Annotated in this window: 25 protein-coding genes; 6 read left to right on the forward strand and 19 right to left on the reverse strand. The window is 74.2% G+C overall.

Annotated features, from left to right (window positions below; all coding sequences use genetic code 11):
• Nucleotides 1–47: 47 nt before the first annotated feature.
• Complete coding sequence (locus RM812_RS15015; protein WP_311573027.1) at nucleotides 48–710, reverse strand: response regulator transcription factor; 663 nt, start codon at nucleotides 708–710, stop codon at nucleotides 48–50.
• 326 nt (nucleotides 711–1,036) lie between these two features.
• On the reverse strand, nucleotides 1,037–1,714 hold the full coding sequence (locus RM812_RS15020) for a DUF3000 domain-containing protein (protein WP_311573028.1): 678 nt from the start codon (nucleotides 1,712–1,714) through the stop codon (nucleotides 1,037–1,039).
• A gap of 162 nt (nucleotides 1,715–1,876) precedes the next feature.
• On the opposite strand from RM812_RS15020, the gene hemE reads away from it, so the two are divergent.
• Nucleotides 1,877–2,944, forward strand: coding sequence for a uroporphyrinogen decarboxylase (hemE, locus tag RM812_RS15025; RefSeq protein WP_311573029.1), 1,068 nt, complete (start codon nucleotides 1,877–1,879; stop codon nucleotides 2,942–2,944).
• Between the two features lie 188 nt (nucleotides 2,945–3,132).
• Here hemE and RM812_RS15030 read toward each other — a convergent pair whose 3' ends face one another.
• The 3 genes from RM812_RS15030 to RM812_RS15040 all read right to left on the reverse strand — a co-directional run bounded on the left by RM812_RS15030 (nucleotide 3,133) and on the right by RM812_RS15040 (nucleotide 7,461).
• Nucleotides 3,133–4,173 (reverse strand): hypothetical protein, encoded by a 1,041-nt coding sequence (locus tag RM812_RS15030; protein WP_311573030.1) that lies wholly within the window; start codon nucleotides 4,171–4,173, stop codon nucleotides 3,133–3,135.
• Nucleotides 4,174–4,886: 713 nt separating this feature from the next.
• The gene (locus RM812_RS15035; RefSeq protein ID WP_311573107.1) at nucleotides 4,887–6,317 is read right to left on the reverse strand and encodes an FAD-dependent oxidoreductase; all 1,431 of its coding nucleotides are present in this window, start codon (nucleotides 6,315–6,317) and stop codon (nucleotides 4,887–4,889) included.
• An 82-nt stretch (nucleotides 6,318–6,399) separates the two neighbouring features.
• Nucleotides 6,400–7,461 carry a DUF4349 domain-containing protein gene (locus RM812_RS15040; RefSeq protein WP_311573031.1) on the reverse strand — a complete coding sequence of 354 codons (1,062 nt, stop codon included), beginning with the start codon at nucleotides 7,459–7,461 and terminating at the stop codon, nucleotides 6,400–6,402.
• 242 nt (nucleotides 7,462–7,703) lie between these two features.
• On the opposite strand from RM812_RS15040, the gene hemG reads away from it, so the two are divergent.
• Together hemG and hemQ are read left to right on the forward strand one after the other, a co-directional pair.
• Nucleotides 7,704–9,182, forward strand: a complete 1,479-nt coding sequence (hemG, locus tag RM812_RS15045; protein ID WP_311573032.1) for a protoporphyrinogen oxidase — start codon at nucleotides 7,704–7,706, stop codon at nucleotides 9,180–9,182.
• 4 nt (nucleotides 9,183–9,186) lie between these two features.
• Nucleotides 9,187–9,918, forward strand: a complete 732-nt coding sequence (gene hemQ, locus RM812_RS15050) for a hydrogen peroxide-dependent heme synthase (protein ID WP_311573033.1) — start codon at nucleotides 9,187–9,189, stop codon at nucleotides 9,916–9,918.
• Here hemQ and RM812_RS15055 read toward each other — a convergent pair whose 3' ends face one another.
• From RM812_RS15055 to RM812_RS15075, 5 genes are all read right to left on the reverse strand, one after another.
• Complete coding sequence (locus RM812_RS15055) at nucleotides 9,919–11,538, reverse strand: alpha/beta hydrolase (protein ID WP_311573034.1); 1,620 nt, start codon at nucleotides 11,536–11,538, stop codon at nucleotides 9,919–9,921.
• A 135-nt stretch (nucleotides 11,539–11,673) separates the two neighbouring features.
• On the reverse strand, nucleotides 11,674–12,468 hold the full coding sequence (locus RM812_RS15060; RefSeq protein WP_311573035.1) for a TIGR04222 domain-containing membrane protein: 795 nt from the start codon (nucleotides 12,466–12,468) through the stop codon (nucleotides 11,674–11,676).
• Between the two features lie 105 nt (nucleotides 12,469–12,573).
• A complete protein-coding gene (locus RM812_RS15065) occupies nucleotides 12,574–13,887 on the reverse strand; it encodes a DUF692 domain-containing protein (RefSeq protein WP_311573036.1) in 1,314 nt (437 codons plus the stop codon).
• 129 nt (nucleotides 13,888–14,016) lie between these two features.
• Complete coding sequence (locus RM812_RS15070) at nucleotides 14,017–14,295, reverse strand: antibiotic biosynthesis monooxygenase family protein (protein WP_311573037.1); 279 nt, start codon at nucleotides 14,293–14,295, stop codon at nucleotides 14,017–14,019.
• Between the two features lie 59 nt (nucleotides 14,296–14,354).
• A complete protein-coding gene (locus RM812_RS15075) occupies nucleotides 14,355–15,074 on the reverse strand; it encodes a peptidyl-tRNA hydrolase (RefSeq protein ID WP_311573038.1) in 720 nt (239 codons plus the stop codon).
• A 44-nt stretch (nucleotides 15,075–15,118) separates the two neighbouring features.
• On the opposite strand from RM812_RS15075, the gene RM812_RS15080 reads away from it, so the two are divergent.
• Nucleotides 15,119–15,973, forward strand: coding sequence for an ABC transporter ATP-binding protein (locus RM812_RS15080; RefSeq protein ID WP_311573039.1), 855 nt, complete (start codon nucleotides 15,119–15,121; stop codon nucleotides 15,971–15,973).
• Nucleotides 15,970–16,641 carry an ABC transporter gene (locus RM812_RS15085; RefSeq protein ID WP_311573040.1) on the forward strand — a complete coding sequence of 224 codons (672 nt, stop codon included), beginning with the start codon at nucleotides 15,970–15,972 and terminating at the stop codon, nucleotides 16,639–16,641. Before RM812_RS15080 ends, RM812_RS15085 begins: the two co-directional genes overlap by 4 nt.
• On the opposite strand, the gene RM812_RS15090 is transcribed toward RM812_RS15085, so the two are convergent.
• The 9 genes from RM812_RS15090 to zapE form a co-directional block, all read right to left on the reverse strand.
• Nucleotides 16,633–16,860 (reverse strand): hypothetical protein, encoded by a 228-nt coding sequence (locus tag RM812_RS15090; RefSeq protein WP_311573041.1) that lies wholly within the window; start codon nucleotides 16,858–16,860, stop codon nucleotides 16,633–16,635. The two genes, RM812_RS15085 and RM812_RS15090, sit on opposite strands and share 9 nt — an antisense overlap.
• An 18-nt stretch (nucleotides 16,861–16,878) precedes the next feature.
• Nucleotides 16,879–17,757 carry a polysaccharide deacetylase family protein gene (locus RM812_RS15095; protein ID WP_311573042.1) on the reverse strand — a complete coding sequence of 293 codons (879 nt, stop codon included), beginning with the start codon at nucleotides 17,755–17,757 and terminating at the stop codon, nucleotides 16,879–16,881.
• A gap of 86 nt (nucleotides 17,758–17,843) precedes the next feature.
• Nucleotides 17,844–19,367 carry an FAD-dependent oxidoreductase gene (locus tag RM812_RS15100; RefSeq protein ID WP_311573043.1) on the reverse strand — a complete coding sequence of 508 codons (1,524 nt, stop codon included), beginning with the start codon at nucleotides 19,365–19,367 and terminating at the stop codon, nucleotides 17,844–17,846.
• A gap of 185 nt (nucleotides 19,368–19,552) precedes the next feature.
• Nucleotides 19,553–20,947, reverse strand: coding sequence for a PhoX family protein (locus tag RM812_RS15105; RefSeq protein ID WP_311573044.1), 1,395 nt, complete (start codon nucleotides 20,945–20,947; stop codon nucleotides 19,553–19,555).
• 88 nt (nucleotides 20,948–21,035) lie between these two features.
• Nucleotides 21,036–21,812, reverse strand: coding sequence for a slipin family protein (locus RM812_RS15110; protein WP_311573045.1), 777 nt, complete (start codon nucleotides 21,810–21,812; stop codon nucleotides 21,036–21,038).
• Nucleotides 21,813–21,966: 154 nt separating this feature from the next.
• The gene (locus RM812_RS15115; protein ID WP_311573046.1) at nucleotides 21,967–23,457 is read right to left on the reverse strand and encodes a SulP family inorganic anion transporter; all 1,491 of its coding nucleotides are present in this window, start codon (nucleotides 23,455–23,457) and stop codon (nucleotides 21,967–21,969) included.
• Between the two features lie 8 nt (nucleotides 23,458–23,465).
• A complete protein-coding gene (locus RM812_RS15120) occupies nucleotides 23,466–24,047 on the reverse strand; it encodes a carbonic anhydrase (RefSeq protein ID WP_311573047.1) in 582 nt (193 codons plus the stop codon).
• A 76-nt stretch (nucleotides 24,048–24,123) separates the two neighbouring features.
• Complete coding sequence (locus RM812_RS15125; RefSeq protein WP_311573048.1) at nucleotides 24,124–24,525, reverse strand: hypothetical protein; 402 nt, start codon at nucleotides 24,523–24,525, stop codon at nucleotides 24,124–24,126.
• A gap of 221 nt (nucleotides 24,526–24,746) precedes the next feature.
• Entirely contained in the window at nucleotides 24,747–25,853 is a 1,107-nt protein-coding gene (zapE, locus tag RM812_RS15130) for a cell division protein ZapE (RefSeq protein ID WP_311573049.1), read from the reverse strand.
• Nucleotides 25,854–26,141: 288 nt separating this feature from the next.
• On the opposite strand from zapE, the gene RM812_RS15135 reads away from it, so the two are divergent.
• Entirely contained in the window at nucleotides 26,142–26,927 is a 786-nt protein-coding gene (locus tag RM812_RS15135; RefSeq protein WP_311573050.1) for a pyrimidine reductase family protein, read from the forward strand.
• Nucleotides 26,928–26,942: the final 15 nt, after the last annotated feature.

The raw sequence follows: 26,942 nt of genomic DNA on the forward strand, positions 1-26,942 counted from the left end.
GGGGAGGGTGGGGGAGCGGTCGGAAGGAGGCGGGGGATCGGGGGCGGTCAGTGGATGATGCCGGTGCGCAGGGCCACGGCGACCATTCCGGCGCGGTCGCCGGTGCCCAGCTTGCGGGCGATGCGCGCCAGGTGGCTCTTGACGGTCAGGGCGGACAGGCCCATCGAGACGCCGATCGCCTTGTTCGACTGGCCCTCCGCGACCAGTCGCAGCACCTCCACCTCGCGGCCGGAGAGCTCGCGGTAGCCGCCCGGGTGGCTCGGGGCACCCGGGGGGCGGCGGTGCAGGCGGGCGGCGGCGGCGCCGATGGGGGCGGCGCCCGGCCGGACGGGGAGCCCGACGTTGGTACGGGTGCCGGTGACGACGTAGCCCTTGACGCCGCCGGCGAGGGCGTTGCGTACGGCCCCGATGTCGTCGGCGGCGGACAGGGCGAGCCCGTTGGGCCAGCCCGCGGCGCGGGTCTCCGACAACAGGGTCAGGCCGGAGCCGTCGGGGAGATGGACGTCCGCGACGCAGATGTCGCGGGGGTTGCCGATGCGGGGACGAGCCTCCGCGACGGACGAGGCCTCGATGACATCGCGCACACCGAGGGCCCACAGATGGCGGGTGACGGTGGAACGGACGCGCGGGTCGGCCACGACCACCATGGCGGTCGGCTTGTTCGGGCGGTAGGCGACCAGGCTTGCAGGCTGCTCGAGGAGAACGGACACCAGGCCTCCTGGGGTGCGGGACGGGGCCGGCTCTTGGGGGTGAAGCCGGGACGAACCGTGCTTTCAAGGTCACAGTCGTCTTCGGCACCGAACCCGTCCGCCTTTAGGGAATGATCACGATCTGGTGAGTAACAATCCGAGCAATTCGGACACGCGGTCGATCATTCGAAGATCGAACGGTTTCGCACTTTGTCGATACATGGCCGAATGTGGCCGTGTCGACAAAGTGACGGAACGTTTCTCGGGCCGGAAGCGCCCGGGGCGGGGATGCCGGGGGTGGCGGGGATGCTGAGGGTGGCGGGAATGCCGAGGGTGGCGGGGCGGGCCTAGCGCGACTGCGGGCCGCGTCGCTGCGGCAGCGTGACGATCGACGCGTCGCCCGGCGCGGCCGGCGGCAGGCCCGCGACCTGGGCCAGCAGATCGCACCAGGAGGCGAGGTGGGCGCCGGTGTCCGGGACGCCACCCAGACCCTCGCGAGGCGTCCAGGACGCCCGGATCTCGATCTGCGAGGCGGACGGGCGCGCCGAGAGCCCCCCGAAGTAGTGGGAGCTCGCGCGCGTCACGGTGCCGCTGGGCTCGCCGTAGGTCAGCCCGCGCCCCTGGAGCGCGCCGGTGAGCCAGGACCAGCACACGTCCGGCAGCAGCGGATCCGCGGCCATCTCCGATTCCAGCTCGGCCCGCACAAGCGTCACCAGACGGAAGGTGCCCCGCCAGGCCTCGTGCCCGGCCGGGTCGTGCAGCAGCACCAGCCGCCCGTCCGCCAGATCGTCGTCGCCGTCGACGACCGCGGCCTCCAGCGCGTACGCGTACGGGGCGAGCCGCTGCGGTGCGCGCGTCGCCTCGACCTCGATCTGCGGCCGCAGCCGCGCGGCCCTGAGCGCCTCGACAGCGGCCGTGAAGGCCGGCGGTGCCGTGTCCTCCGCATGCCGGTCCTCCTCCTCGGCACCCTTCTGTTCGTCCATCCCGCCCGTGCCGTCCGACAGTCGTCCCTGAGCCGCAGCCATGCGGGGAAGATTAGGCGGAACGGCGCCCCGGCGCAGGGAGGGACACCCGAGTGCGGACGCGATGTCCGGATCACGCGGTTCCGCGCGGGCGCCGGCACGCCGCTCGCGCGCGGCCGGACCCGTGGTCGGGCCCTCGCCGAGGGCCGTGCGAGACTTGCCGACGTGAGTGCCAACCAGAGCCCCGCGGGCAAGCAGCAGACCGCCACGTACGACTCCGCGTTCCTCAAGGCGTGCAGGCGTGAGCCGGTGCCGCACACCCCCGTGTGGTTCATGCGGCAGGCCGGGCGCTCGCTGCCGGAGTACCGCAAGGTGCGCGAGGGCATCCCGATGCTCGAGTCCTGCATGCGGCCGGAACTGGTCACCGAGATCACCCTCCAGCCGGTGCGCCGGCACGGCGTCGACGCGGCGATCTTCTTCAGCGACATCGTGGTCCCGCTCAAGGCCATCGGCGTCGACCTCGACATCAAGCCGGGCGTCGGCCCGGTCGTCGAGAACCCGATCCGCACCCGCGCGGACCTCGCCCGGCTGCGCGACCTGACCCCCGAGGACGTCACCTACGTCACGGAGGCCTTCGGCCTGCTCACCCGCGAGCTCGGCGCCACCCCGCTGATCGGCTTCGCGGGCGCGCCGTTCACCCTGGCGAGCTACCTGGTGGAGGGCGGCCCGTCCCGCAACCACGAGCACACCAAGGCGCTCATGTACGGCGACCCGCAGCTGTGGGCCGACCTCCTGGACCGGCTCGCCGACATCACGGCCGCCTTCCTCAAGGTGCAGATCGAGGCGGGCGCGAGCGCGGTCCAGCTCTTCGACTCCTGGGTCGGCGCCCTCGCGCCCGCGGACTACCGCCGCTCGGTGATGCCCGCCTCGCGCAAGGTCTTCGAGGCCGTCGCCGGGTACGGCGTGCCGCGCATCCACTTCGGTGTCGGCACCGGCGAGCTGCTCGGCCTCATGGGCGAGGCCGGCGCGGACGTCGTCGGCGTCGACTGGCGCGTCCCGCTGGACGAGGCCGCCCGCCGCGTCGGCCCCGGCAAGGCGCTCCAGGGCAACCTGGACCCCGCCGTCCTCTTCTCCACCCCGCAGGCGGTCGAGACGAAGACCCGCGAGATCCTGGACGCGGCGGCGGGCCTGGAGGGCCACGTCTTCAACCTCGGCCACGGCGTCCTGCCCGCCACCGACCCGGACGCGCTGAGCCGCCTCGTGGAGTACGTCCACACGCAGACCGCACGCTGAGCCGCCGCCGGGGCCTTACCGGCCCGGCGCGCGTCACGGTGGCGTCGACCCTCACGACGGCGGTGGCGATGACCGCCACCGCCCGGGAAACTCCCCGTACCGCCCGCTCGGAGGCCCGGACGGCGAGGCCGCCGGATCCGGCCGAGCGGGGCCTGTACCGCCTCGGAGCGGCGAGTACCGGGCGGCCTTCAGGAGGTGATCCGCGCGCGGTTCCTGCGCTCGTCGTTCTCCGGGCTGTCGTCCCGGTCCTTCCGCTTGGGGGCGGCGAGTGCCGTCTCCTGGTGGTTGTAGATGCCGATGGGTTTCGGCCGCAACTTCTGCTTGTTCTCGGTCACCTTCGCGCGAGTGCGCACCACGGCGTAGAGGCCGGAGTCCGTGGTGGGGGCCGTCTTGTGCTGCTCGTACTCCTCGGGGGAGAGGTACTTGGCCTTGAAGACCTCGAGCACGGCCTCCGCGCCGAGCCCGCCCTTCACCACGACCTCCTGGGACGCCTTGGCGAAGTTCTCCGCGCTGCCGCCGTTGCCGCCGAAGACGGCCGCGAGCTGCTCGGGGTCGGTGGTGTCGTAGACCCTGCCGTCCTCGACCCTGGCACCGGCGGGCAGCTTCACCTTGGCGATGCGTGACTCGTTCTCCGCGGCCCAGGCCGCGGCTGTCTTGAGGCTGCGGGTGAAGGAGACCCAGGACGACTTGACCTTCGCCCTGCTGCCGGCGCGGATGTGATCGGCGGCGGACTTGGAGGGGTCGTGGCCGACCGGCGGGCGCAGGCCGTTGCGCAGGGGCAGCTCCTCGGGGCGGAGCGTGCGGTAGAAGACGTTGGGGTCCTCGCTCTCCGACTCGCCCTCGGATTCCGCGTGGACGTCCCGGTAGCGGGGCATGATGGCGCGCAGCGCCCGCTCGGACAGGCTGTCCCGCTCGTCGGGGTGCGCGGCGCGCAGGCGGTCCAGCTCCTTGGTCTTCTTGGCCCGCAGCAGTTGGGCCGCGAGCTGGACGCGCTCCTCGGGGGTGAGGCGGCTGGTCTCCACGGGTTGCCTGGAGCGCGGGTCGGTCACCGCGACCCGCTGCACCATGGGGGTGACGGCCCGGACGACCGCGGCGTTGCCCGCGGTGCGCTGGAGGGAGAGCAGCGCCTCGGAGCCCGGCGGACGGGTGCCCGGCCGCGGTCCGCGCGCGGGCTTCGGCCGCGCGACGTCCTGTGCGCGTTGTTGTGCTCGATGCCCCTGCGCGTACATGCACCGCTCCTTTGTCGGGTCAGCTGCCATGAAGCGTATCGGGCCTCTCCACGTCCCGAACACTCGGTTCCGTCGGGCACGTTGGCGCATCGGGCGCGTCGGACCGCGCCGCACGCCGAAGTCCGCACGGGGGAACGCCTCGAGACGGCACAGCCGCGCGGGACCGCTGTCGCACGTCACGGACCCGGTCCGGCCGGGGCGAACGGGAAGGCCAGGACGTGCGCGAGGACGAGGGCCCACGGCCACTGCCCGCCGAGCGGCCCGCGCATCGGAGCGCCCCCTGAACGCCGCGGCACGGGCTTGCGTATGTCCTCCCAACCGCCCGCGGCCCGGGAGAGGCGGGGCGGAGCCGAGGTCGCGCTCGCGCTGCGCCTGCCCCGGGAGGACGTCACCCGGCTCGGCCATGAGACCGGGAGACCAGGAGGCCGGGCGGCCGGCCGCGTGGACGCAGCGGCCCGGGACGCCGGCCGAGGCGGTGAGCCAGCGGCTGCGTTCCCCGCGCGGCGTGGCGCCGGGGCAGCCGGCCGGCGAGCAGCCGTCCGCGGTGACCGGCCGGTCGCCGGTGCCCGGCCCAGGCCTTTGTGACCACCCCGGCCCCGGTGTCGTCCCCGCCCGCGCGGTCACCGGCCGAACAGGCGCGGCGATCAACACGCCGGCCGTCGACCGGATCACCGGGACCGCGTGGTCCCCGGGTCCACGGGGACCCGGGGACCTCAGGCCTGCCGCTGCTCCACGGCCCGCGCCGCCTTGCGGGCGGCCACCAGCACCGGGTCCCACACCGGTGAGAAGGGCGGCGCGTAACCGAGGTCCAGGGCCGTCATCTGTTCCACCGTCATGCCGGCCGTGAGGGCCACCGCGGCGATGTCGACGCGCTTGCCCGCGCCCTCGCGGCCGACGATCTGGACGCCCAGCAGCCGTCCGGTGCGCCGCTCGGCGAGCATCTTCACCGTCATGGGAGAGGCGTTCGGGTAGTAACCGGCGCGGCTGGTGGACTCGATGGTGGCCGTCACGAACCGCAGCCCCGCCCGCAGCGCGTCCTTCTCGCGCAGTCCGGTCCGTGCGATCTCCAGGTCGCACACCTTGCTGACCGCCGTGCCGACCACACCCGGGAAGGTGGCGTAGCCGCCGCCCGCGTTGGTGCCGATGACCTGCCCGTGCTTGTTGGCGTGCGTGCCGAGCGGGATGTGCCGTTCCTGCCCCGAGACCAGGTCGAGCACCTCCACGCAGTCGCCGCCCGCCCAGACGTTCTCGTGCCCGCGCACCCGCATGGCCCGGTCGGTCAGCAGCCCGCCGTGCGCGCCGAGCGGCAGACCGGCGTCCGCGGCGAGCGCGGTCTCCGGGCGTACGCCGATGCCCAGCACCACCACGTCCGCCGGGTACTCGGCGTCCTCGGTGGCCACCGCCCGGACCCGGCCGTCGCCGCCGGTGAGCACCTTGGTGACCTCGGCGCCGTTCACCATGGTGATGCCCATGCCCTCCATGGCCTCGTGCACCATGCGGCCCATGTCCGGATCGAGCGTGGACATCGGCTCCCGGCCGCGGTTGACGACGGTCACCTCGTAGCCGCGGTTGATGAGCGCCTCGGCCATCTCCACGCCGATGTACCCGGCGCCGACGACCACCGCGCGACGGCCGCGCGTGCGTGCCAGCGTGTCGAGCAGCGCCTGCCCGTCGTCCAGCGTCTGCACCCCGTGCACACCGGGCGCGTCGACGCCCGGCAGCAGCGGACGGATCGGGCGGGCACCGGTGGCGATCACGAGCTTGTCGTACGACGTCCAGGACTCCGTCCCCGAATCGACGTCACGCGCGCGTACCCGCCCACCGGCGACGTCGATCTCCGTGACCTCGGTGCGCATCCGCAGGTCGATGTCGCGCGCGCGGTGCTCCTCGGGCGTACGGGCGATCAACCGGTCCCGCTCGGTCACGTCACCGCCGACCCAGTAGGGGATGCCGCACGCCGAGAACGAGCTGAAGTGGCCGCGTTCGAACGCCACGATCTCCAGCTCGTCCGGACCCCTCAGCCGGCGCGCCTGTGACGCCGCGGACATCCCCGCGGCGTCACCGCCGATCACGACCAGCCGCTCCCTGGAGCCCTTCGCGGCCCTCGTCCCGTTCGCAGCGCTCACGTTCGTGCTCGTGTTCATGCTCATGCGAACACGCTACGGGGGCGGGGTGTCTCGTCCCGCCCACTTCCCACTCCCACTTCCCGCTCCCGTCCAGTCCCGCTCACTCCCGCTCGTCGGGCTCCTCCTGGCGTGCGGTCCCGGGCGCCGGCCGGGCCGTCGGCAGCGGAGCCGGCGCGGCGGAGGCGGCCGTCGGCGGCGCCGCGGGCATCGCGGGCGCGGGTGCCGGGCGGCGCGGCAGCCGGGGCCGCACGACCCGCAGCCACAGCAGCACCAGCAGCGCCGCCACCACGGCGAACGGCAGCACCGCGCCGAGCGCCACCGCCACCCAGCGCACCATCGTCACGAAGGCGTCCCAGCCGCCGGCCAGCGCGTCCGTGAACCCGGGGTCGTCGTCCTCCTTCTTCTCCGCCCGCTCCACCGGCGTCTCGGACAGGGAGAGGGTGATGGTGGCCAGGCTCGTGCGGTCCTTCAGGGCCGCCTGCCGGGCGAGCAGCGCCTCCAGTTCGGCCTGGCGAGTGCTCAGCTCGCCCTCCAGGGTCACCACGTCGCTCAGCTTCGTCGCCCGGTCCATCAGCTCGCGGACCCGGGCCACGCTGGCGCGCTGCGATCTGACCCGGCTCTCCACGTCCGCGACCTGCTCGGTGACGTCCTCGGCCTTCGCACTGCGTTCCAGGAGCTTCCCGGCGCCCTCCAGTTCGTCGAGCACCTTCTCGTACCGCTCCACGGGCACGCGCAGGACGACCTCGGTCTGCTCGTGGCCCTCCTCGTCCCGGGTGGTGTTCTCGTCACCGACGTAGCCGCCGGCGTTCTCGGTCGCGGTGCGGGCCGCGTCGAGGGCCTTCGAGGCGTCCTTGACCTGAACGGACAGGGAGACGGTGCGGATGATGTGGGTCGGGGCGAGCTTCGGCGGCGCGGTCGCCTCGCCGCCGTCGGCCTCGCCGCCCGCGGCACCGGACCGGTCGTCGGCCCGGCCCTCGGCCCGCGAGTCCGCCTGGGCGGCCTCCTTGGCGCCGGCGCCCGAGTCGGAGCCGTCGTCCGACGCGCTGCAGCCGGTGAGGGCGAGGGCCGCGGCCAGCAGCAGGCCGGCCAACGCACGGGCGGGCGGCGCGCCACGGCGTGCCGATCGTCGTGTCGATCGTGGTGCCGATCGTCGTGCGTGCATGGTGGGTACCCCCGATGAGTCGTGTCGTGACCACGGACGCTCCTTCGACGCGGGAAGGGGCGCGAACGTTGACGCGGAACGGTTCCGAAGAGGTCACGGTCCGGACTCGCGGGACCCGGGAGGACGCCCGCGGCCCACGGGACGAGGGTGGGGCCCCCGGGACGAGGGCGGGGCCCACGGGACCGAACGCGGAACCCACCCGGCCCCGCGGCGGAGTCGGTGCGGTCTGAGACGCTGGGGGCATGTGCGCAAGCGAGACCCCCGCGGCTGAGTTTCCCGCGGACACGGGACATGTCGTCGTCATCGGAGCCGGGATCGCCGGACTGGCCGCCGCCCACCGGCTGCTGGAGCGCGGGGCCCGCGTGACCGTGCTGGAGGCCTCGGACCGCGTCGGCGGCAAGCTGCTGCCCGGCGAGATCGCCGGGGTCCGCGTCGACCTCGGCGCCGAGTCGATGCTGGCCCGCCGCCCCGAGGCCGTCGGCCTGGCCCGCGAGGTGGGCCTCGCCGACCGCCTCCAGCCGCCGTCCACCGCGACGGCCTCCCTGTGGACCCGCGGCGCCCTGCGGCCCATGCCCAAGGGTCACGTCATGGGCGTCCCCGGCACCGCCGCCGCCCTGACCGGCGTCCTGTCCGCGCAAGGGCTCGCCCGCATCGAGCGCGACGCCGAGCTGCCCCGCACCGAGGTCGGCGACGACGTGGCGGTGGGGGAGTACGTCGCCGCGCGCCTCGGCCGCGAGGTCGTCGACCGTCTCGTCGAACCGCTGCTGGGCGGCGTCTACGCGGGCGACGCGTACCGCATCTCCCTGCGCTCGGCCGTGCCCCAGCTCTTCGAGGCCGCCCGCACCCACTCCTCCCTCACCGAGGCGGTGCGCGCGATCCAGGGCCGGACGGCCACCTCCCCGGCCGGCGGCCCGGTGTTCATGGGCATCGAGGGCGGCATCGGCACCCTCCCGCTCGCGGTCGCGGAGTCGGTGCGTGCCCGGGGCGGCGAGATCGTCACGCGGGCGCCCGTCACGGAGCTGCGCCGCACGGCCCGGGACGGCTGGCGGATCGTCGCCGGCGGCCGGGTGCTGCACGCCGGCGCGGTCGTCGTCGCCGTCCCCGCCCGTCCCGCCGCCGAGCTGCTGCGCGCCGAGGCACCCGCCGCGGCGGCCGAGCTGGCCGCCGTCGAGTACGCCTCCATGGCCCTGATCACCCTCGCCTACCGCCGCTCCGACGCCGCCGTGCTCCCCGAGGGCAGCGGCTTCCTCGTGCCGCCGGTCGACGGGCACACCATCAAGGCGTCCACCTTCGCCTCCCGCAAGTGGGGCTGGATCGACGGCGAGGACCCGGACCTGGTCGTCCTGCGCGCCTCCGTCGGACGGTACGGCGAGACGGAGGTCCTCGGCCGCGACGACGAAGGCCTCGTCGCCGTCTCCCGGCACGACCTGAAGGAGGCCACCGGCCTGGCCGCCGAGCCGGTCGCCACCCGCGTCACCCGCTGGCAGGACGGCCTGCCCCAGTACCCCGTCGGCCACCACGCGCGCGTGGCCCGCGTCCGCGCACACGTCGCGCGGCTCCCGGGCCTCGCCGTGTGCGGCGCGGCCTACGACGGCGTCGGCGTCCCGGCGAGCATCGCGAGCGCGTACGCGGCCGTGGACCAGCTCCACGGCGACCTGCGCGGTGTGGAGGAGCTCACCGCCCACCCGGTGCAGAGCCTGCACGGCGGAGCGGGAGAATAGGGGCATGAGTGACGACGCCTCCACCCCTGCCGCCGAGCGCATCCCGAACAAGGGCAAGCTGGCCAAGGACCTCAACGAGGTCATCCGCTACACCCTCTGGTCCGTCTTCAAGCTCAAGGACGTCCTGCCCGAGGACCGTGCGGGCTACGCCGACGAGGTCCAGGAGCTGTTCGACCAGCTCGCCGCCAAGGACGTGACGATCCGCGGCACCTACGACGTGTCCGGCCTGCGCGCCGACGCCGACCTCATGATCTGGTGGCACGCGGAGACCGCCGACCAGCTCCAGGAGGCGTACAACCTCTTCCGCCGCACCAGGCTGGGCCGCGCGCTGGAGCCGGTGTGGTCGAACATGGCGCTGCACCGTCCGGCGGAGTTCAACCGCTCGCACATCCCGGCCTTCCTGGCCGACGAGACGCCGCGGAACTACATCAGCGTGTACCCGTTCGTGCGCTCCTACGACTGGTACCTGCTGCCCGACGAGGACCGCCGCCGCATGCTCGCCGACCACGGCAAGATGGCCCGCGGTTACCCGGACGTGCGCGCCAACACGGTCGCCTCCTTCTCGCTGGGCGACTACGAGTGGATCCTCGCCTTCGAGGCCGACGAGCTGTACCGCATCGTCGACCTCATGCGTCACCTGCGCGCCTCCGAGGCCCGCATGCACGTCCGCGAGGAGGTCCCGTTCTACACCGGGCGCCGCAAGGACATCGGCGAGCTGGTGGCCGGGCTCGCCTGATCAGGCCCGCGGCGAGGCCTGCGGCGCGTCCGCGGGCCTCGGTTCCGGCTCCGGTTCCGGCTTCGGGCGTGGGGCGCACGACGCGTCCCGCGCCGGGAGGCGGCCGTCCAGCAGATACGCCTCCAGGTGGCCGTTGACGCAGGCGTTGGGACCGCCGCCGACACCGTGCGTGCCGCTGTCCCGCTCGGTCACGAGCACCGAGCCCGGCAGCCGCCCGTGCAGCTCCAGCGCGCCGGCGTACGGCGTGGCCGCGTCCCGCTCGGCGGCCAGGATCAGCGTCGGCGCCAGCTCACCCGGCGCGGTGCGCACGTCGAGGGGCCGTTGCCGCGGCGTCCGCCAGAAGGCGCACGGCAGGTTCATCCACACGTTGTCCCAGGTCTCGAAGGGCGCCCGGCGCGCCAGCAGCGTGTTGTCCCGGTCCCAGACCCCGAAGTCCGTCGGCCAGGGCGCGTCGTTGCACTCGACGGCCGTGTAGACGGCCTGGGAGTTCTCCGCCCCGACCGACTCGCCGGTGCGTGGCCCCGCCTGGTCGACCAGGGGCCGCGGGTCGCCCTTCAGATAGGCCGACAGCGCCTCGGCGCGGCGCGGCCAGTAGTCGTCGTAGTACCCGGCCCGCAGGAACGCCTCCTGCAACTGGGCCGGCCCGACGCTGCCGCCCGCCGGCTCCGCCGCGAGCCGCGCGCTCGCCTCCTCGTAGCTGTGCTGCACCTCGCGCGGCGTGTCCCCGAGCCCGTACACGTCGTCGTGCTCGGCCATCCACTCCTTGAAGTCCGCCCAGCGGTCCTCGAAGGCCTCCGACTGCGCGAGGTTGTTGCGGTACCAGACCCGTTCGGGGTCCGGGTTCACCACCGAGTCGAACACCATGCGCCGTACGCGCGAGGGGAACAACTCCGCGTACAGCGCCCCGAAGTAGGTGCCGTACGACGCCCCCACGAACGTCAGCCGCTCCTCGCCCAGCGCGGCACGCACCACGTCCAGGTCACGGGCGTTGTTGAGGGAGTGGTAGTGGCGCAGCGCGTCGCCCGCCCGTTCGGCGCAGCCGCGCGCGTACGCCTCGGCCTCGGCGGCCCGTTCCTTCTTGTACGCGTCCGAGGGCCGGGTGGGGGCCGGCCGGGGCCCCTCGACGAAGTGCTCCGGGTCCTGGCAGGACAGTGGCGCGGAGGGCGCGACGCCGCGCGGGGCGTACCCGACGAGGTCGTACGCCGCAGCGATCCGCTTCCACCCGGGCACCGTGCCGACCAGGGGGAAGTGCAGCCCCGACGCGCCCGGGCCGCCCGGGTTGTAGAGGAGGGCGCCCTGGCCGGGCACCTCGCGCCCGCTGTCGTGCGGGTCCTTGTGCGTGGCCCGCACCCGGCTGACGGTGAGCCGGATCTGCTTGCCGTCGGGGCGCGCGTAGTCGAGGGGGACGGTGACCGTGCCGCAGCGGACGCTGCCGGGCAGGTCCTCCGCCTTCGGGCAGTCGCCGAACGCGATGCCGGCCTCGGCGGCACGCGCGGCGGCCACCGCCGTGCCGTGCGCCTCGGCGGCGCCGGGCGCCCCCGTGGTCCCCGCCGCCGGGCCGGTGGTGAGGGTGGTCAGCAGCAAGGTCCCGGCGGCCGAGTAGAGGGCGGCGGCTTTCATCGGGTGTCCCTTCGGTGCACGGGGTGACACCAGGGATGTTTGGTTCGGTGACCGGGCCAGGCAAGCACCGCCCGGGGTGTCGGCGCCGAGTGCTTCCGTACGCCCCCGGCGCGTAGGCGCGTGGGGGGCGGCGGGTCAGACCCGGCGCTCGCCGTACTCCTCGGCGTACTCCTCGCGGTGGGCGAAGGCCGCCCGCAGATCGGGTTCGCCGACCGCGTGGACGCCCCGCACGGCGACCGAGGTGAGGTACGTACGGTCGTCCGCCGTGTCCTCGGCCTGCCGGGTCAGGGCACTGATCAGGCGCTGCCCGGCCGGAGAGGCCCAGCGCGAGTACGGGTGGACCTCCATCCGCGTGATGGCGAGGCACCCCAGGGTCAGGGCGAGCGGCAGCGCGAACCACAGGGCGATCAGCAGGCGCGGCTCGTCCGTGGGAAGGGGCACCGCCAGAGCGGCGGCGCCCAGCGCGCACACGACCACCGCGGCGAGCCGCACCCGCCGGACCCCGGCCGCGATGCCGCGGGCGTCGTCCGGCACGGCGAGACCCGCGCCGACCAGCCGGTCGGCCAGGCCCCGTACCGCCTCGGCGGTGGCCGCGGTGGCCCGCACCGGCGCTATCCGGGACTGTCCCGCGGGCCCTATCGCCCCTATGACCGACCGCTCCATGTCGTCCCGACCGCACGGGTCGACGACGGTCGCCCAGCCGGTGTGGGCGAGCAGCAGCCGGCGCTGGCGTGCCATGGAGACCAGCGTGAGGTCGGCGACCCGCCGGGGCCCGCCGGACAGGAACGCCGCCTCGTACAACGTCAGAGCGTGCCCGTGGCCGACGGCGTTCGTGTCGACGGCCGCCGCGCGCAGGGCGGCCAGGCACAGCCGCGTGCACGCCAGGCCGGCGACGACCCAGGCCGGCAGGAGGAAGAGGACCCAGAACATTCCGTACTTCTATGCCAAAGGCTTTCGCCGGCGCCATGCCCTTTTCACATGTCGGACGTGCTGCCGCAGGTGGGTGACGTTCCGTTGGGTGCCGGTCGCGATCGCTCAGCGGCGCAGCAGCACCCGCCGGGTCGCCCGGGCCAGCCGGATCCCGGGCCGCGTCGATCGCGGTACCGGCCCCGACCGCTCCAGCCACCAGGCGCGCAACTCCCGCCGCGCGCCGGTGTCCTGCGGTATGCCGTCCGTCAACAGCTGCCCGACGAAGTCCAGCGCGTCCCGCCGGTAGCCGCCGGTCATCGGATGCCCCTGGGCGTAGTCGAGGAAGGCGGGCCGGTACCAGGCCCCGAGGATCACCGGCAGCTCCGGCGCGACCTTCGCGACCACGTCCGCCCGCTTCCCGGCGAGCGCCCGCGCCTGCACTCCCAGCCGCACCCGGTCGAACCCCTCGGGCGCGGGCGTCCCGGCGACCAGCGCGGACAGCAGCGCGGCCTGCGCGAGGGCGAGCCGCTGACGTACGGCGTCACCGGCGCCGGGCTCCTCCGCCGCGACGCGCGGCGATGCCGGCGCGTCCCGGCCGGCGGGGCGCTCACCCGCCCGCCCCTTCGCGACGGCGTCGCGGATCGCCGCCACCTCCCCCTCCAGCTCCTGCGCCGAGGGGAAGTTCTCGTCCCGCTCCAGCAGCACGCCCGGCGGCGCCACGCGGGAGGCGAGGTCGGTCAGGATGTCGAGCACCGGCTGCGCGACGGGGTGGGCGTGGCTGTCGTGCCAGACCCCGTCCCGCTCGAAGCCGCCCGCGACATGCACGTAGGCGATGGCCTCCAGGGGCAGTTCACCGAGCGCTTCGGCCGGGTCCTCACCGCGGTTGACGTGATTGGTGTGCAGATTCGCCACGTCGATCAGCAGCCGCACCCCCGTCCGGTCGGCCAGCTCGTACAGGAACTGGCCCTCCGTCATCTCCTCGCCCGGCCAGGAGAAGAGCGCGGCGATGTTCTCCACGGCGAGCGGTACGGGCAGCGCGTCCTGTGCGACGCGCACGTTCTCGCACAGCACGTCGAGGGCGTCCCGGGTGCGCGGAACCGGCAGCAGGTGCCCGGCCTCCAGGCGCGGGGAGGCGGTCAGTGCCCCGCCCGCCCGGACGAACGCGATGTGCTCGGTCACCAACGGCGACCCCAGCACCTCCGCCCGCTCCGCCAGCGCCGCCAGCCGCCCCGCGTCCGGCCGCTCGGCTCCGCCGAGTCCGAGCGAGACCCCGTGCGGCACGACGGTCACGCCGCGCTCGCGCAGCCGCAGCAGCGAGTCGGGCAGGTGGCCGGGGCAGAGGTTCTCGGACACGGCCTCGACCCAGTCGATGCCGGGCATCCCCTCCACGACGTCCGCGATCTCCGGCCGCCACCCGATACCGGTCCCCAGTCGCTCCATCCGCTCCATGGCCGCCCGCCCCTCCCCGTCGACTTGCCGGGGATATGACCCGTGCGGTCCGGCGCGAATCCACCGGGGGGCTTCTTCAGAGCAACATTTGAGATTCCCGGCTCCTGGCGCCGGCCGCCGTCAGCGCGGGATGAAGACGTTGTGGATCTCGGACAGCCGCGGCGCGGCGTCCGGGAAGCCGGCCGCCTTCGTGGCGGGGAGGATCACGGGCAGGTAGGCCTCGAGGGCCTCCCTGGACTCCCACACGTCCACCACACGCACGCCGTCGTCAGTGACGACGGCCAGGTGGCCGAGCAGGCCGGGGACGGGGCGTCCGGAGCGAGTGCCGGCGGTGTCCTGGACCTCGTCGTACTGTTCGGCGGTGACACCGGGATAGTCGATCTCCATCAGAAGCGCCATATCACCACATTACGACCGGATGGCGGACCGTGCCCCGCGCGGCGGACCGGCCTCCTCGCCTACCGGAGCGCCGGGTGGTCCGCCACCACCGTGCACGAACCCGGCGCGATCTCCGTGAACCCGGCGTCGCGGACCACCGGCAGGCCGCTCGTCGTGAGGCCGGACCAGCGGGCGGAGGCCGGGGTGCGCACCGCCAGCGGATAGCCCGCGTCGCGCCACGCGGTCCGCTCCGCGTCGTCCAGCTCCCACCAGGCGAGCTGCGCGCCGTGCCCCGCCTGGGCCATCGCCTTGCCCGCCGACATGCCGAGGTCGGGATTCATCCAGAGGACGGGACCGGACGGGTCGGCGTCGACCGGCGGCTCCGGGTCGTCGAGGTCGGTGCCGGAGACCTGGAGGCGGGCCAGGTCCTTGGGCCAGCCGTCCAGCGGGACCGGCGGGAAGACCCGCACCTCGGCCGTCTTGCCGGTCACCGTGATGCCGGGCAGCGCCTCGGCCCGCCGCCACTCCGCGCCGCGCGCCCGCCGCACGACCTTGCGGATGCGCGCGTCCTGCCAGTCCCGCATCACCCGTGCCCACTCGCCGTCGCCGGTCGACCGCTCGTCGCCGAGCATCACCAGCACCGCCCGGGCCGCGGTCTCCAGCGCGTCGGTACGGGGCGGGGGCGCCGCCCGCTCGATGCGTACGACCAGCGGCAGGACGAACTGCGGCGCGAGGTCGCGGTCGCCGGGCTCGGGGCGGAAGGGGCTGTCGGGGACGGGCGTCGTCGGATCGTTGCTCACGCCCACCAGTCTGCCAAGCCGCGCGGGCGCGAGAGGATGCCCCCATGCAACGTGAGCTACGGCTGGATCACGTGGGGCGCCGCTACGGACCGCGCGGCCCCTGGGTGCTGCGCGGCGTCGACCTGAGCCTGGCGCCCGGCACCCTCGTCCGCGTCGAGGGCGCCAACGGCACCGGCAAGTCCACCCTGCTGCGCGTGCTCGCGGGCATCGACGCCCCCACCGAGGGCCGGGTCACCGGCCGTCCGCGCACGGCGTACGTCCCCGAACGCTTCCCGCCCGCCCTGCCCTTCACGGCCGTCCGGTACCTCACCCACCTCGGCACCGTGCACGGGCTGTCCCGCCGGGCGGCGGCCCACGCCGCCGGGCAGTGGCTGGAGCGGCTGGGGGCCGCCGCGTACGCCGGCACGCCGCTGGCCCGGCTGTCCAAGGGCAGCAGCCAGAAGGTGGCGGTGGCACAGGCACTGCTCGCCGAACCGGAACTGCTCGTCCTCGACGAGGCCTGGACCGGGCTCGACGCCGACGCCCGGGCCGAGCTGGAACGGGCGGTCGCCGAGCGGACGGCCTCCGGCGGCGCCGTCGTCTTCGTCGACCACGACCCGCGCCGCCTGGGCGACGCGCCCGACGCCACCTACACCGTGCGCGAGGGGACCCTGCACCGCCGTACCGACCACACCGGGGCCCCGGCCGGGCCGCGGGTCGCCGTCCGGGTGCGGGGACCGGTCGGCGGCGGACTGCCCGCCGACGTGCACCGGATCGTCGCCTCCGCCGAGGAGACCGCCCCCGGCGCCCATCTGCTCACCGTGCCCGCCTCGCACTCCGACGTCCTGCTGCGCACCCTCCTGACCGCCCGGCCGCCCTGGCACGTGGTGAGCGTGCACGCCCCGGAGGAGCACCGGTGACCGCACTCCTCCGGTACCAGGCCGCACTCCTGCTGCGCTCCCAGCGCTGGCTGCCGCCCGTCATCCTGTACGCCGCCGCGCTCGGCATCGGCGTGCAGGGCGGGCAGCCGGTGCTCGACTCGCTGGGCTGGGCGGCGGCCATGCTGCTGCCGGTCGCGGCCTGGCTGGTGCGGATCTGCGTCACCGGGGAGCCGCCTGCGGCCCGCGCCTGTGTGTCGGCGGCGCGCGGCCCCGCGCGGGCCCACCTGGCCTGTCTGCTGGTGGGCCTCGCCGCGGCGGCGCTCCTGGGCACGGTGGCGACGCTCGTCGTGACGCTGATCAGCGACCCGGTCAGCACCGGTCACGGCACGCCCGTGCCGCCGCTCCCGGCGGGCGGCGCCGGACTGCTCGCCGCGCTGGTGTGCGCCCTGCTCGGCAGCGCCGTCGGCGCGCTCACCGCCTGGCCGGTGCTGCGCTCGCCCGGCCGCGCGGTTCCGGCGCTGCTGCTGGCGGCCCTGCTGGCGCTGGTGACGTCGGGGTCCCCGGCGCGCGCGGCGGTCGGCGGCCTGGTCACCGGCTCCCGGTCCGGGGTCGTACCGCTGCCCCTGCTCCCGCTGGCGGCGGCGGCCGTGGTCGCCGTGGCCGCGACCGCCCTGGCCTGTGCGCTCAGCTCGCGCAGATCAGCCTGAGCAGGCCGTGCGCTGGGCCTCCTGCCATTCGCAGACCGGGCAGAAGGTGATCCCCTTGTACGACTCGGGGTACTCCGTCGGCTCCCGGCACAGCACGCACTCCGCGTACGGCGGGCCGTCGGCCTTGGGCGGCCGGGTGGCGTCGATCAGACAGTAGTCGTTCGGACCGGGGTCGCCCGGACTGCCGTCGTTCGGGCCGTGGTCGTCGTCGCTGCTCATCTCTCCAGCGTAGGCCCGTCAGCGGCGGCCGTTCGCGGCGGCGATCAGCTCGGAGACCTTCACGAAGCGGTAGCCCCGGCGGCGCAGCTCGGGCACGATCGTGCGCACCGCCCGTTCGGTCACCGGAGCCGCGCTGCGCGTGCAGTGCATGACGACCACCGACCCCGGCCGCACACCGTCCAGCACCTGCCGGGCCACCGCGTCGGCGTCCGTCGCGAACGCGTCCCCGCTCACCACGTCCCACTGCACGGCGGTGACGCCGACGGGAGTCAGCTCCTTGAGGGCCACACGGTCGTAACAGCCCCCGGGGAAACGGAAGTACGGCATCGACTCCGGCACCCCGGCCTCCTCGAACGCCGCGTACGCCCGCTCCACGTCCGGCCGCATCCGCTCCCTGGACACGGTCGGCAGGCCGTAGCAGTCCTCGGTGTAGGCGTAATGGCTGTAGGAGTGGTTGGCGATCTCGAACTGGGCGTCCCGGCCGATGGACCGCGCCTCGTCGGGGTACTCCTCGGCCCACCGGCCGGTCATGAACACCGTGGCCGGCACCCCCAGTTCCCGCAGGGTCGCGATCAGCCGTGGATTGTCGAACCGTTCGCCCGCCGCCGCCCGCGGCCCCTGGTCGGCGGTCATGTCGGCGTCGAAGGTGAGGGCGACCGTCCTGCCGTCCGCCCGCGGGCCGTGCTCGAAGACGGGGGTGAGGCCCGCCGGGCCGGGGGCGAGCACGGGAGGCCGGGACGGAGGCGGAGACGGAGCGGGAGGGGGAGGGGGAGGGGGGTCCGCGGAGGCGGCCGAAGGCGCCGGGTGCGGGGCCCGCGTGGCCTCGGTGGTTCCGCAGGCCGCGAGGGCGGCGCCCAGGACACAGAGGACGGTTGCGCGTCGTACGAGAGGGGTCACCGTACGAACGTATGAGCATGATTATCTGTTTGTATGACTATCTGGTGTGACGTGCCTGTGACGTCACCCGCCCGGCTCAGACCGCGTCAGATGTCGCGCCGTTCCAGCGGCTTGGTCGCCGGCCCCTCGACCACCTTCCCGTCCGTGTCGAAGCGGGAGCCGTGGCACGGACACTCCCAGGCGCGTTCGGCCGCGTTGAAGCCCACCAGGCAGCCGAGGTGGGTGCAGCGCGGTGAGACGGCGTGCAGTGCGCCGGCCTCGTCCCGGTAGACCGCCACCCGGTCGCCGCCCACCCGGACCACGGCACCCTCGCCGGGTGGCAGGGCGTCCACCGGCGGCACCGGTCGCAGCCGGTCGCCGACGAAGTGCCGGGCGACCTCGGCCTGCGTCCTGAGGAACGCCGGCGCCTCGCGCACCGCCGAACGCAGCCGGCGCGGGTCGTACAGTCCGCTCCACGCGCACTCCTCACCGGTGATCTGCGCGGTGAGCAGCCGGCCCGCCATGACGCCGCCGCTCAGTCCCCAACCGCCGAAGCCGGTGGCGACGTAGGTGTGGTGCGCGCCCGGGTGCAGGGGGCCCACCATCGGCACGGTGTCGGTCGGGTCGATGTCCTGCGTGGCCCAGGCGTGGGTGAGGCCGACGCCCGGGAAGTGCTCGCCGGCCCAGGCGGACAGGCGGTCGAAGCGCTTCCGGGTGTCGCCCGTGCCCGGCGTGAAGTGCTCCCCGGTGACCAGGAGCAGCCGGCGCCCCGCGTCGTCCAGGGGCGCCGTACGGACCGAGCGCGTGTTCTCCTCCGGCGTGATGTACATGCCGTCGACATCGCGGCCGGCCTCGACGGGTCCCGCCACGACCAGCTCGCGGCGCGGGGAGAGGCGGGCGAAGAGCAGGGCCCGGTCGAAGATCGGGTAGTGCGTGGCGACCACGACGTCCCGGGCGGTCACCGTCGCTCCCGTGCCGGTCGACACGCGGCACGGCTCGCCCTCGTCCAGGCCGTGGACGGTGGTGTCCTCGAAGATCCGCCCGCCGTGCGCCTCCAGGTCCTCGGCGAGGGCCAGCAGGTACTTGCGCGGGTGGAACTGGGCCTGACCGGTGACCCGCACCGCGCCCGCGACCGGGAACGGCAGCCCCGTCTCCGTCACGAACGACGCCGGCAGCCCCGCCTCCTTCGCGGCGGCCGCCTCGGCCCGCAGCTCGTCCACGCGGCCCGCGTCGCGCACGTACGTGTAGGCGCTGCGCGTCTCCCAGTCGCAGTCGATGCCCAGCTCGGCGACGATCCCGGCGGCGTGCTCGATCGCCTCGGTCTGCGAGCGGGCGTACAGGCGGGCACCCTCGGGTCCGCGGGTGCGGCGCAGCGTGTCGTAGATCAGCGTGTGCAGGGCGGTCAGCTTGGCGCTCGTGTATCCGGTGACGCCGGCGGCCACCCGGCCGGCCTCCAGCACCGCCACGCTGCGCCCGGCCCGCGCCAGTTCCCAGGCCGTGCTGAGCCCGGCGATGCCGGCGCCGATCACGGCGACGTCGACGCCGAGGTCCTCCGCGAGGGCGGGGCGCGGCGCACCGCCCGGTGCCGTCTGAAGCCAGTACGAGCCGCTGACCTGCACTTTCTCCGTCATGCGGCCCCGAGTACCCCATTGCCGGGGCTTCAGTGACCGGGCGGTGCGCCCCCGGCCGCCAGGGCCTGTCCGACACTTCCCGCCTGCCTCGTGGCGCCCGGCACGCACGCTCGCCCTGCGATCGCACGCACCGGACGCCGCGCGGCCCGCCCTCCGGGCGGGCGACGGGAATGGTCGGACAGGCCCTACCTGCGCCAGGGGCCCGTCACCGCGAAGGTCGTGCCGGGCGTGTAGCAGTTGACGTACATCGTGTCGCCGTCGGGGGAGAAGGTGACGCCGGCGAACTCGCCCCACTCCGGCTCGTCCGGCGTCCCGATGTTCTGGGCGCCGCGGGCCATCGCGTACACCTCGCCGCGCCGGGTCACGCCGTAGACGTGCTGGGCGCCGTTGCCGTCCTCGCAGACCATGAGCCCGCCGCTGGGTGCCAGGCAGATGTTGTCCGGTGACTCGCCGGGGAGCCGGACGTCGGTGTCCGGGCCGAAGACGATCACCAGGGTCAGGCGGCGCCGCTCGGGGTCGTAGCGCCAGATCTGGCCGTAGTGGTCGGCCGCGGAGCCGTCGTCGCTGCGGGCGAAGGACGACACGAAGTACACGCTGCGCCCGCCCCAGTAGCAGCCCTCCAGCTTCTGCGCGTGGGTGATGCCGCCCCGGCCGAAGTCCTGGTGGCGGATCGGCGTCCCGGCGGCCAGCGGGTCGGGTACGTCGACCCACTCGACACCGTCGAACTCGGCGCCCGTCTCCTGGATCGAGGAGAGGTCGGGCACGCCGGGCACGCGCATCGCCTGGAGCCGGCCGCCCGCCCGCAGCGAGCCGGTGCCGCCCAGGGGCTTCTCGGGCAGGAAACGGTAGAAGAGCCCGAAGGGCCGTTCGAAGGCGTCCTCCGTCTCGTACACGACGCCCCGCCGCGGGTCCACGGCGATCGCCTCGTGCTGGAAGCGGCCCATCGCGGTCAGCGGCACCGCGCCGGTGCGGTGCGGGTCGACCGGGTCGACCTCGAAGATGAAGCCGTGGTCCTTGGTGTAGCCGTTGGTCCCGGCCTTGTCCTCGGTCTCCTCACAGGTCAGCCACGTGTGCCAGGGGGTGGGTCCGCCCGCGCAGTTGACGGCCGTACCGGCGATCGCGACCCGCTCGGACAGGACGTGGTTGCGGGAGTCCAGCGCCAGGGCCGTACAGCCGCCCTTGCCCTGCGGGTCGTACGTCAGCCCCTCGACCGTGGGCACGGGAACCTTGCCGTTGGCGCGGTTCTCGTGGTTGCGGACGAGGTGGACGCGGGCGTGTCTGCCGGACGAACGCCCGGCGAAGGCCGCCATGCCGTCGTGGTTGGACGGGACCGGGCCCTCGCCGGAGCGCAGCTGGTCGCCCTCACGGGACAGGACCCGGTAGCGGAATCCTTTCGGCAGGTCGAGCAGGCCGTCGGGGTCGGGGACCAGGGGGCCGTAGCCGGTGTGGCCCGGGGACTGCGCGGCGGCGGTGCCGGCGAAGAGCTCGGAGAGGGCTCCGGTGAAGGCGATGCCCGCACCGAGGGCGCCGGTGCGGGCGAGTACCTGACGTCGGGTCGTGTCGTGACTGGACAAGGACATGGGGCGACCTTCCTGCTGGCGGACAGGATGTGACCCCGCCGTGTCTATCATCTGACAACAATCCCGGGAACCACGCGTGAAGCACGTGTCACTGGTCCACCGACCGCTCCTGGGCCTTCTCCAGGAACCGCAGCAGCTCCACCGGGAACGGCAGCACGAGGGTCGAGTTCTTCTCGGCGGCCACCGCGACGACCGTCTGCAGCAGGCGCAGTTGCAGGGCGGCGGGCGTCTCGGACATCTGCCGCGCCGCCTCCGCGAGCACCTTCGACGCCTGCAGCTCGGCGTCGGCGTTGATGACCCGGGCCCGGCGTTCCCGGTCGGCCTCGGCCTGCCGGGCCATCGAGCGCTTCATCGTGTCCGGCAGGGAGACGTCCTTGATCTCGACGCGGTCGATCTGCACGCCCCAGCCGACGGCCGGGCTGTCGATCATCAACTCCAGGCCCTGGTTGAGCTTCTCCCGGTCGGACAGCAGGTCGTCCAGGTCGCTCTTGCCGATGATCGAGCGCAGCGAGGTCTGCGCCATCTGCGAGACGGCGAACCGGTAGTCCTCGACCCGGACGAGCGCGTTGGCCGCGTCGACGACCTTGAAGTACACGACCGCGTCCACGCGCACGGTGACGTTGTCGCGGGTGATGCCCTCCTGGGCGGGTACCGGCAGCGTCACGATCTGCATGTTCACCTTGTGCAGCCGGTCCACGAACGGCACCACCATGGTGAACCCGGGCTCGCGCACCTGGCCCGCGAGGCGCCCGAGCCGGAAGACGACACCGCGCTCGTACTGCTTGACGACCCGCGCGGCCGAGGCGACGTACAGCACCCCGGCGCTCCCGGTGGCGGCCGCCGCGGTCAGCAGCTCCTGCAGCATGACGACCTCCTCACCCAGAGGTCCGTTACATCCCTTCCTGTCACGATATGCCAGGCGCCCGGTCCGGGGCCATGCCCCGGACCGGGCGCCGTCGCGGTCCTGCGGCTCGCGCCGTCTTACGGCTCGCGCCGCCGGACGATCCGCGCGGGCGGGGCTACACCCCCGCGGTCGCCGGTTCCGTCACCTTCACCGGGTCCGTGCCGGTGGCGCTGTGCCGCTCGGCCCAGTTCTCCAGTGCCGTACGGCAGGCGTGGTCCAGGTGGTGCAGCCCGGAGAGGTCCAGCTCGACCGGACGGTCCTGCGGCAGCGCCTCCAGGCTCTCCAGGATCCTCGGCAGCCGCAGGAAGGTCGCGTTGCCCGACAGGTGGGCCTGGACGGGACCGGCGCCCTTGTCGACGACCTCCAGCTTCAGGTGGGAGGCCTCCCAGGCGGTCTTGGCCACGGACAGGGCCAGACCGATCAGCACGCCCTCGAACATGTTCACCGCGACGATCGACCCGGCCGTGACCACCAGGATCAGCGCCTCGCCCCGGTGCCCCCGCCACAGCGACACGATGCCGCGGAACGGAATCAGCTTCCAGCCGGCGTGGACCAGGATGCCGGCCAGCGCGGGCAGCGGGATCAGCGCCAGCGCGGACGGCAGCAGCGCGGCGAACAGCAGCAGCCACACGCCGTGCAGCACCCGGGACGCCTTGGTCCGCGCGCCGGCGCTGACATTGGCGGAGCTGCGCACGATGACCGCCGTCATCGGCAGCGCGCCGAGCAGACCGCACACCGTGTTGCCCGCGCCCTGGGCCATCAGCTCCTTGTTGTACTCGGTGCGCGGACCGTTGTGCAGCCGGTCCACCGCGGCGGCGCTGAACAGGCTCTCCGCCGAGGCGATCAGGGTGAAGGCGGCGATCGTGCCGAGGAGGCCCACGCTCGCCAGCTCGCCGAAGGCGTCGGCGCCGGGCGGCTGGACGGAGTCCAGCAGGCCGTTCACCTCGACGGTCGCGACCGACAGGCCGAACGCCGCCGTGACCGCTGTGGCCAGGGCGACCGCGGCCAGCGCGCCGGGCACGGTGCGCACCCGCCGCGGCAGCCGCTTCCACAGCACCATCACCGCGACGGTGCCCGCGCCCAGGGCGAGCGAGGTGAGCGCCTCGCTGCTGCCCAGGGCGTCGGCTGCGGCCCCGGGCAGCCCGGTGATCTTGCCGAGGCCGGAGGCGGGGGCCTGGAGTCCGGCCGCCGAGTAGAGCTGGCCGGCGATGAGCACGAGGCCGATACCGGCCAGCATGCCCTCCACGACGGACAGGGAGATCGCCCGGAACCAGCGCCCCAGCTTCAGGGCGCCCATCGCGAGCTGGAGCAGGCCGGCGGCGAGCACGATCACGCCGAGCGCGGGCAGCCCGTACTCGTCCACCGCGCCGAAGACCAGCACGGTCAGGCCGGCGGCCGGTCCGGACACCTGGAGGCTGCTGCCCGGCAGGAAGCCGGTGACCAGGCCGCCCACGATGCCGGTCACGAGGCCGAGTTCGGCCGGGACACCGGAGGCGACGGCGACGCCCACGCACAGCGGGAGGGCGACCAGGAACACGACGAGCGAGGCGGTGAGGTCCTGCCGCAGATGGGGGAACTTCCGGGGGTTCTTGGCTATGGCGGTCATGGTGGCGCTCACAGGGTCTCGAACGCGTCGGTGTCCGCGCGGTGCTCGAACACGACCCCGGTGTGGACCTCGTAGTACCAGCCGCGCATCCGCAGCCGGCCCTCCGTCAGCCGCCGTTCGACACAGGGGTAGGAGCGCAGCCGCAGCAACTGCGCGAGCACGTGGTGCTGCACGGCCTCGGCGACCGTCGGGTCGGCGGGGTCGCACCGCTTCGGCTCGTCGGCGGCGTGCGCCAGCCAGTCGCGCACGGCGGGTACGGCCGTCAGGTCGTCGCCGCGCACCAGCGCGCCGACGGCGCCGCAGTGCGAGTGGCCGCAGACCACGATGTCGCTGACGCCGAGCACCTCGACGGCGTACTCGATGGTGGCCGTCTCGCCGCTGGGGCGCTCGGCACCGTACGGCGGGACGATGTTGCCCGCGGTGCGCAGCTCGAAGAGCTGGCCGGGCCGGGCGCCCGTGATCAGGGCGGGTACGACCCGGGAGTCGGAGCACGTGATGAACAGGACTTCGGGCGACTGGCCTTCGGCGAGCCCGGCGAACTCCTCAGGGCGCTGTCCGAACGTGCGGGCGTTGTCGATGAGGGGTTGCATGATGTGGTGATTCCTCCTGGCGCGCAGTGGGGGCGCGTCGGACGGGCAGGTCAGAGATGGGGGGATGTACCGGCCCTCAGCAGCGGAAGACCTGGAGTGCGGCCGGGGAGTGGTCCGGCACCGCTCTGGCCCGATGCCCGGCCGCACGGCCGGACGAGGCGGGTTCGGGCACCGCCGGGGCGTGCTGCCGCAGCAGCGGGCGCTCGGGGGCCTCGGACTGGGGTGCGGTGGCGGTGCGGTGCCGGTCACGGACACGCGCGGGACCGTGCGGGTTTCCGGACCGGCCGGGGGTGTGGCAGGTGACGGTCTCGTCGTGCGGCGCCAGGCCGGTGAGGGTGGTTCCGGGCTGCGCGTGACCCACGGCATCACGACTTGTGTGCGCGGATGCGAAGGGCGTGGTGGGTGCGAAGAACGGGAGGATGATCAGGGCGGCGGCGAGGAACAGAACCACGGTCCGGGCCGACGTGCCTCGGAACATGCGCCCCCTTCCATGCAGTTCACGCCCTTGGCGTGTGCCGGTGTGCGGCCCGCGCACGGTCGACGCGCACGGCCGGTCACATGGTCAACGTCAGGTCAATGCAGGGTCAATGCTTGGTCAAGAGACACGTTAACCCTGCAAAGAGCTTTGCAGGGTTAACGTAGCGTTACGAGCTGAAGAGAGCCTGAAAATCGCGGTGGGTTGGCGGGAACAGGCTGTTCTCAGGGCGTGTCGACGAGGCGCGCCGCGTCCCGGGCCAGTGCGGTGAGCCGGGAGATCGCCCGGAAGTACTTCTTGCGGTAGCCGCCCTTCAGCATCTCCTCGCTGAAGAGCCGGTCGAAGGGCAGACCCGAGGTCAGGACGGGCACCTCGCGGTCGTAGAGCCGGTCCGCGAGCACCACCAGGCGCAGCGCCGTCGACTGGTCCGGCACCGGGCCCACCCCGGTGAGGCACACGGCCGTGACACCGTCGGTCAGGGCGCCGTAGCGGCTGGGGTGGACGCGGGCGAGGTGGTCGAGGAGGGCGGGGAAGCCGTCCAGGCTGGCGCCCTCGGTGGCCTGCGCGGCCCGCGTCACCTCCTCGTCGGAGTACGGCGCAGGCGCCTCGGGCAGACCCCGGTGGCGGTAGTCCTCGCCGTCGATGCGCAGGGCGTGGAAGTGCGCGGACAGACCCTGGATCTCGCGCAGGAAGTCGGCCGCCGCGAAGCGGCCCTCGCCGAGCTTGCCCGGCAGCGTGTTGGAGGTGGCGGCGAGCGCGACGCCCGCCTCCACGAGCCGGGCGAGCAGGCTGGAGACGAGGACGGTGTCGCCGGGGTCGTCGAGCTCGAACTCGTCGATGCACAGGAGACGGTGCCCGGACAGGGTCTGCACGGTCTGCTGGAAGCCGAGGGCGCCGACGAGATTGGTCAGCTCCACGAAGGTGCCGAACGCCTTGCGGGAGGGCTCGGCGGGGGTGGCGTGCCACAGGGAGGCCAGCAGGTGGGTCTTGCCGACGCCGTAGCCGCCGTCGAGGTAGACGCCGCGGGGGCCGGCCGGGGCCTTCGGGGCCCTGCTCCGGCCGAGGCCGAAGAAGCCGCGCCGGCCGACGGTGGTGCCGGGCGCCTCGCCGAGCCCGGTCGCGAAGTCCTCCAGGGCCCGTACGGCCTCGCTCTGGCTGGGCCGGCCGGGGTCCGGGATGTACGTGCTGAAGCGGACCGAGTCGAAGCGGGGCGGCGGCACCATCTCGGCGACCAGGCGGTCCGCGGGGACGTGCGGCTCGCGGGCGCACAGGGACAGCGGGGCCGCCCCGGCTATCGGGGTGGGGCCGGGGGCAGGGGTGGAGGGCGACACGGTGGTCCATGGTAGGGCCTGTTCAGGGGGGTGCCCGTCGGGATACGGGCGTGCGCCGGGCCGGTGCCCCGCCGTTGCCCGGCGCGACCGCTGGACGCGGTGGGGTGCGCGGTCCGGCGCCGACGGGGTGCCGCCGCGCCCGCCCGTGCCACCCCGTCGGGCGCTCTCCGGCAGTTCAGGCAAGGGTGGCGGCACCATGGGCCCGCGGCTACGGAGCCCCCGTGTCCGCGGCCGCGGGGGCTCGGCCGCCGCGGTTCGGGGACGCGGGGGCGTGGAACACTGCACCGCATGCGACGCCTGTTCCCTGTGACCGATCAGACAGCCGGCCCGGGCTTCGACGGGGCCGACCGGGAGTGGAGCCTCGCCGAGCTGGCCGACGCCTACGCCTACCCCGAGCCCGACGGGCGGCCGGGGGTGTGGCTGCGGGCGAACATGGTCTCCACCCTCGACGGGGCCGCCCAGCACGACGGCCGTTCCCAGCCCATCTCCAGCGCGGCCGACATGCGGATCTTCGGCACCCTGCGCGCACTGGCGGACGTGGTGGTCGCCGGCGCCGAGACCGTACGTCAGGAGGGGTACCGCCCCGCACGCGCGCGTGCGGAGTTCGCGGAGCTGCGGCGGGCGGCCGGACAGAGCCCGGCGCCGGCGATCGCGGTGGTCAGCGCCGGCCTGGAGCTCGACTTCTCCCTGCCGCTGTTCGCCTCCCCGCCCGTCCCCACCCTGATCCTCACCGGTGCCGCCGCGGCCCCGGACCGGATCGCGGCGGCGGAGCGGGCCGGCGCCCGCGTGGTGATCGCCGGCGACGGCGTCGGTGTGGATCCCGCCCGCGCCGTCCACGCGCTGGTCGAGCTCGGCCACACCCGGCTGCTGACCGAGGGCGGCCCCCGGCTGCTGGGGCAGTTCGTCGCGGCCGGCGTGCTCGACGAGCTGTGCCTGACCGTGTCGCCGATGCTCACGGCCGGTGACGCGCAGCGGATCGCGGGTGGGCCCTCGGTCGAGGTCCCCCGGCGTTTCGCCCTGGCGTCCCTGTTGGAGGAGGAAGGTTTCCTCTTCACTCGGTACCAGCGCGCCTAGTACTCCGCCGCTGGA

Source organism: Streptomyces lancefieldiae (assembly GCF_031845825.1).
Taxonomy (GTDB): domain Bacteria; phylum Actinomycetota; class Actinomycetes; order Streptomycetales; family Streptomycetaceae; genus Streptomyces; species Streptomyces lancefieldiae.

Bases quoted from the DNA above. Each gene is read 5' to 3' on its own strand.
- RM812_RS15020 (WP_311573028.1), bottom strand. From the start codon at position 1,714: ATGGCTGCGGCTCAGGGACGACTGTCGGACGGCACGGGCGGGATGGAC.
- RM812_RS15030 (WP_311573030.1), bottom strand. From the start codon at position 4,173: ATGTACGCGCAGGGGCATCGAGCACAACAACGCGCACAGGACGTCGCG.
- RM812_RS15035 (WP_311573107.1), bottom strand. From the start codon at position 6,317: ATGAACACGAGCACGAACGTGAGCGCTGCGAACGGGACGAGGGCCGCG.
- RM812_RS15040 (WP_311573031.1), bottom strand. From the start codon at position 7,461: ATGCACGCACGACGATCGGCACCACGATCGACACGACGATCGGCACGC.
- hemG (WP_311573032.1), top strand. From the start codon at position 7,704: ATGTGCGCAAGCGAGACCCCCGCGGCTGAGTTTCCCGCGGACACGGGA.
- hemQ (WP_311573033.1), top strand. From the start codon at position 9,187: ATGAGTGACGACGCCTCCACCCCTGCCGCCGAGCGCATCCCGAACAAG.
- RM812_RS15055 (WP_311573034.1), bottom strand. From the start codon at position 11,538: ATGAAAGCCGCCGCCCTCTACTCGGCCGCCGGGACCTTGCTGCTGACC.
- RM812_RS15060 (WP_311573035.1), bottom strand. From the start codon at position 12,468: ATGTTCTGGGTCCTCTTCCTCCTGCCGGCCTGGGTCGTCGCCGGCCTG.
- RM812_RS15065 (WP_311573036.1), bottom strand. From the start codon at position 13,887: ATGGAGCGACTGGGGACCGGTATCGGGTGGCGGCCGGAGATCGCGGAC.
- RM812_RS15070 (WP_311573037.1), bottom strand. From the start codon at position 14,295: ATGGCGCTTCTGATGGAGATCGACTATCCCGGTGTCACCGCCGAACAG.
- RM812_RS15080 (WP_311573039.1), top strand. From the start codon at position 15,119: ATGCAACGTGAGCTACGGCTGGATCACGTGGGGCGCCGCTACGGACCG.
- RM812_RS15090 (WP_311573041.1), bottom strand. From the start codon at position 16,860: ATGAGCAGCGACGACGACCACGGCCCGAACGACGGCAGTCCGGGCGAC.
- RM812_RS15100 (WP_311573043.1), bottom strand. From the start codon at position 19,367: ATGACGGAGAAAGTGCAGGTCAGCGGCTCGTACTGGCTTCAGACGGCA.
- RM812_RS15105 (WP_311573044.1), bottom strand. From the start codon at position 20,947: ATGTCCTTGTCCAGTCACGACACGACCCGACGTCAGGTACTCGCCCGC.
- RM812_RS15110 (WP_311573045.1), bottom strand. From the start codon at position 21,812: ATGCTGCAGGAGCTGCTGACCGCGGCGGCCGCCACCGGGAGCGCCGGG.
- RM812_RS15115 (WP_311573046.1), bottom strand. From the start codon at position 23,457: ATGACCGCCATAGCCAAGAACCCCCGGAAGTTCCCCCATCTGCGGCAG.
- RM812_RS15120 (WP_311573047.1), bottom strand. From the start codon at position 24,047: ATGCAACCCCTCATCGACAACGCCCGCACGTTCGGACAGCGCCCTGAG.
- RM812_RS15125 (WP_311573048.1), bottom strand. From the start codon at position 24,525: ATGTTCCGAGGCACGTCGGCCCGGACCGTGGTTCTGTTCCTCGCCGCC.
- RM812_RS15135 (WP_311573050.1), top strand. From the start codon at position 26,142: ATGCGACGCCTGTTCCCTGTGACCGATCAGACAGCCGGCCCGGGCTTC.